Source organism: Dietzia sp. DQ12-76, from assembly GCF_014145045.1.
GTDB lineage: Bacteria > Actinomycetota > Actinomycetes > Mycobacteriales > Mycobacteriaceae > Dietzia.
Genome location: NZ_JAALDV010000239.1, coordinates 13,626 through 17,702 on the forward strand (window position 1 = coordinate 13,626; position 4,077 = coordinate 17,702).

The following is a 4,077-nucleotide window of genomic DNA, read 5'->3' on the forward strand; positions in this document are numbered from 1 at the left end:
GCACCGGGCGCCACGGAACCGTCGGGTTACAAGGGCTTCGTCGCCCGCGCCGAGGAGCTCGCCGCGAAGTACGGTGACCACTTCCTGCCCACCGAGTCGCTGAGGAAGGCTGCCGCCGAACAGGAGTGAAACGGCCACGGGCTCGAAGGCCCGAGCCGGACGAGACAGAAGCGGCCGCCCCCGGGGATCGCCCCGGGGGCGGCCGCGTGTCGTCGCCGTGTTGGGGGTAATTCACCGTTCTCAGTCGACCCCGTGTGGGCGAGGGCGATCGAGTTCGGCACGCGAGAACCGTCCTCTGCCTGCGATTTTGTAAATTAGGCAAGGCTTCCCATGTGAAGGTTAGGCTGTCCTTTGTTTGGGTGCTACTGTAGCCGCATGTTCAGACAGCGCTCAGGCTCGCTCCGGCTGGCCGTCGCCCTCCTGGCTCTCTCCCTGACCTCGTGCGGCGTCGCGACCGGGCTCGGCGGAGACCCCGCCACCATCTCGGGGATACCGCTCGCGTCGGAGGTCTCGGCGATCGAGGACCCACGATCCTTCTCCGGCGAACTCGCCCTGGAGTTGGTCGACGACCCGGTCGAGCCCGTCGCGACCGACCCCGCCCCGCAGCTGCCCGCCGTGGTCACCGACAACCAGGGCACGGTCGTCGAGGTCGCCGACGTCTCCCGGATCCTGCCCCTGGACATCTACGGAACGCTCTCGCGCATCGTGTTCGAACTCGGGTTGGGTGACAACGTGATCGGCCGGGACGTCTCCTCGGCCTTCGCCGAGATCGCTGATCGCCCACTGGTCACGCAGGACGGTCACCAGCTCAACGCCGAGGCGATCCTCGCTCTCGATCCCAGTGTGATCATCACGGACACCTCGCTCGGTCCGTGGGACGTGATCCTGCAGCTGCGCGACGCGGGGATCCCCGTCATCGTGGTGGACTCGCACCGGTCCCCGGACAACGTCGAGGCGCTCACCCGGGCCGTCGCGGACGGCCTCGGGGTGCCCGAGTTGGGCCGTGAACTGGGGGAGCGAACCCGCGCGAAGATCGTCGAGACCGAACGATCGATCTCGTCTGTCGTGCCGGAATCGGAGACCGCGCGGCTGCGCACCGTGTTCCTCTACGCACGTGGTAACGCCGGGGTCTACTACATGTTCGGCCAGGACAGCGGCGCGGACGAGTTGATCACCGCCGCCGGCGGGTACGACGTGTCCTCCGAGGTCGGGTGGAAGGGCGCCAAACCGGCCAACGACGAGGGGCTCATCGCCGCCCAGCCGGACGTCATCATCATGATGAACAAGGGGCTCGAGTCCGTCGGCGGCGTCGACGGGCTGCTCGAGAGGTTCCCGGCCATGGCCCAGACGCCCGCCGGGGCGAACCGGCGGATCGTCGCGATGAACGACGACCTCGTCCTGTCCTTCGGCACCAGGACCCCCGCGGTGCTCAACGCCCTTGCCGTGGCCCTCTACGCCCCCGACGCGCTGTGACGCTCACCGAGGAGTCACGGGCGCGGGTCGGCCGGCCGACGTCACACCCCGTCCCTGCGCGTACATCCGGCGGCGCCCACCGCATTGTGACCGGGGGCCTGCTGATCGTCGGGCTGGCGGTGGCCCTCGGGGTTCTGGGCGTGGTGGCCGCGGCGTCGGGACAGCTGCCCATCCCCGCGACAGAGGTCGCCTCCGGGTTCCTCCGCGGTCTCGGTGTCGACCTCGGCCCCGCCGCGAGCCACCCCCGCGCCGATGCCACGTTATGGAGCGTCCGCTTCCCCAGAGTGGCGATGGCGATGGTCGTGGGCGCCGCCCTCGCGGTGGCCGGTGCGCTCATGCAGGGAGCGTTCGGCAACCCGCTCGCCGAGCCCAGTGTGGTGGGGGTGTCCGCCGGTGCGGCCGTGGGCGCGGCAGCGGCGATCGTGTTCGGGCTGACCGCCTTCGGTGTCTGGACCAGCGTCGTCTGCGCCTTCGTCGCCGGCATCCTCACCACGACGGTGGTGTACCTGTTCAGTCGGAGTAACGGCCGGACCGAGGTGGTCACCCTGGTGTTGACCGGCATCGCCGTGAACGCCGTGGCGGGAGCCGCGCTCGCCCTGCTCATGTTCCTCGGAGACACCCAGGCCCGCGAGGAGATCGTCTTCTGGCAGCTGGGGAGTCTGAACGGCAGCCGGTGGGACCACGTCCTGGTGGTGGCGCCCCTGGCGCTGCTCGGACTGGCCCTGGCGACCCGCCTGGCGCGGCCGCTCGACCTGCTCGCGTTGGGGGAGCGTCCGGCCCGTCACCTGGGCGTTGACGTCGAGCGACTGCGAATCCACTCCATCCTGCTGGTCGGACTGCTCACGGCCGCTGCGGTGAGCTTCTGCGGAATCGTCGCCTTCGTGGGACTGGTGGTGCCGCACCTCATCCGCATGATCGCCGGTCCGGGACACCGACTGCTGCTGCCGGCGTCCGCGCTGGGCGGCGCGGTGTGCCTGCTGGCCGCGGATCTGCTGGCCCGGACCGCGGTGGACTACGCGGAGTTGCCGCTCGGCATGGTGACGGCCGCCGTCGGCGGCCCGTTCTTCTTCTGGCTGCTGCACCGCACACGTCGTACCGCGGGGGGCTGGGGATGAGCGGCGGCGAAACACGCGTGCCGGTGGTGTCCGCCGAGGGGGTCACGGTACGCCTCGGCGGTCGGACCCTGCTCGATTCGGTGGACCTGGAGATCTATGCCGGTGAGGTGCTCGCTCTGGTGGGTCCCAACGGGGCGGGGAAGTCGACGCTGCTCGGCGTGGTGGCGGGGGACACCCACCCCGACGCCGGCCGCACCGTCCTCGACGGCCGCGATCTACGGCGGTGGCGCCTCGGGGATCTCGCCCGGCGCCGAGCGTTGCTCACCCAGGCCAACTCCGTCGCCTTCCCCTTCACCGTGCGGGAGATCGTCGCGATGGGTCGCGCACCCTGGGCGGCGCGGCCGGAGGGCGACCACGACGAGGAGGTCATCGAGGAATCGCTGGCCGCCACCGACACCGCCCACCTGCGGTCCCGGACCTTCCCGACCCTGTCCGGTGGTGAGAAGGCGCGCGTCTCCCTGTCGAGGGCGCTCGCGCAACGCGCCGGTGTGTTGTTGCTGGACGAACCCACCGCGGCGGTCGACCTGCGCCATCAGGAGGTCGTCCTGGAACTGGCCCGGACCGTGGCCGACGCCGGTGGGGCGGTGGTCGTGGTGCTGCACGACCTCGAGCTGGCGGCCGCGTGGTCCGACCGTCTCGTGATGATCTCGGACGGCCGCATACGGGCCGAGGGGTCCCCGGAGCAGGTCCTCACCTCCGAACTGGTGGAAGAGGTCTACCAGCAGCCGGTCGTCGTCGACCGGCATCCCGTCACCGGTGATCTGTTGGTCACCCCGGATCGACGACGATTCCGGACCGCCCGGACGCCGGTGGAGCCCGCGGTCGACACCACACACGCGTCGGCCCTCGTCAAGGAGTTCTCGTGAGACACACACTGTCATCAACGGCACGGGCGACCGTGGCCCGGATCGTCGCCGTTCTGACACTGGCGCTGCTCGGCACCTCGGTGCTGGCCGTGCTGACCCAGGCCACGGCGCACGCCGCCGCGCGACTGACGGCATCGAGTTCGCTGGGCGGGGCGGTGGCGTCGACGTCGGGCACGACCGGGTTCACCCTGTCGGGTTCGGGTTTCCAGGCGGTCGAGGGCGGTTTCGGTGGCGTGTACGTCGGGTTCGGCTGGGTCAGCGGATCCGGGTGGGGGCCGTCCAACGGTGGCGCGACGGGCCGGACCTACGACTACGTCCCGGACGAGCAGTCGCGCAGCAACCAGGGATACCAGGCATTCGTCGCCTTCCCCGGCTCGTCGACGGCCGGAGAAGCCCAGGCGACGATGGGTTCCGATGGATCGTTCCGGGTGAACCTCACGGTCCCGGGTCCCACGTTCACCGGAGCCGGGGGCAAGAGCATCGACTGCACCAAGGTCACCTGCGGTTTCCTCACCTGGGGCGCGCACGGGGTGCGCAACGGCGCCAACGAGACCTTCACCCCGGTGACCTTCCGGGCCGGGGACCCCGCACCCGCGGTCGAGCAGTCGCCGGCGGCGGGAGCG

The 4,077-nt window shown here is 70.6% G+C and carries 3 protein-coding genes and 2 pseudogenes; all 5 read left to right on the top strand.

The window, feature by feature from the left end:
- Window positions 1-129: pseudogene (locus G6019_RS17800) on the top strand (hypothetical protein); the annotation flags it as partial.
- Window positions 130-375: 246 nt separating this feature from the next.
- Window positions 376-1,473 carry a heme/hemin ABC transporter substrate-binding protein gene (locus G6019_RS09015; protein WP_107755819.1) on the top strand — a complete coding sequence of 366 codons (1,098 nt, stop codon included), beginning with the start codon at window positions 376-378 and terminating at the stop codon, window positions 1,471-1,473.
- On the top strand, window positions 1,470-2,588 hold the full coding sequence (locus tag G6019_RS09020) for a FecCD family ABC transporter permease (RefSeq protein ID WP_182613118.1): 1,119 nt from the start codon (window positions 1,470-1,472) through the stop codon (window positions 2,586-2,588). The genes G6019_RS09015 and G6019_RS09020 overlap by 4 nt, the downstream gene beginning before the upstream one ends.
- Entirely contained in the window at window positions 2,585-3,454 is an 870-nt protein-coding gene (locus G6019_RS09025) for a heme ABC transporter ATP-binding protein (protein WP_182613117.1), read from the top strand. Before G6019_RS09020 ends, G6019_RS09025 begins: the two co-directional genes overlap by 4 nt.
- Window positions 3,451-4,077, top strand: a pseudogene (locus tag G6019_RS09030) (hypothetical protein); the annotation flags it as partial. The gene G6019_RS09025 and the pseudogene G6019_RS09030, both read left to right, overlap by 4 nt.

What these genes read in the sequence shown, in the direction of transcription:
- G6019_RS09015 (WP_107755819.1), top strand. Translation starts at nt 376, where the DNA reads ATGTTCAGACAGCGCTCAGGCTCGCTCCGGCTGGCCGTCGCCCTCCTG.
- G6019_RS09025 (WP_182613117.1), top strand. Translation starts at nt 2,585, where the DNA reads ATGAGCGGCGGCGAAACACGCGTGCCGGTGGTGTCCGCCGAGGGGGTC.